This is a genomic window from Escherichia sp. MOD1-EC7003 (genome assembly GCF_002965065.1).
GTDB lineage: Bacteria > Pseudomonadota > Gammaproteobacteria > Enterobacterales > Enterobacteriaceae > Escherichia.
Window position 1 is genome coordinate 1 of the sequence record NZ_PTRE01000318.1, and the last position, 223, is coordinate 223.

The window sequence follows — 223 nt, forward strand, 5'->3', positions numbered from 1 at the left end:
TTTGTCATCATTCTCAGGCGGCTCATATTGTTGACAACGTGCGCTTTGTTCATGCCGGATGCGGCGTGAACGCCTTATCCGGCCTACAAAACCATACAATTTCAACAGATTGCAGAGATGATGTAGGCCTGATAAGCGCAGCGCATCAGGCAATTTTGCGTTTGTCATCATTCTCAGGCGGCTCATATTGTTGACAACGTGCGCTTTGTTCATGCCGGATGCG

General features: G+C 48.9%; 1 pseudogene. It reads left to right on the top strand.

The window, feature by feature from the left end:
- A pseudogene (locus tag A7090_RS26335) lies at positions 1-194 on the top strand (hypothetical protein); the annotation flags it as partial.
- Between the last annotated feature and the right edge of the window lie 29 nt (positions 195-223).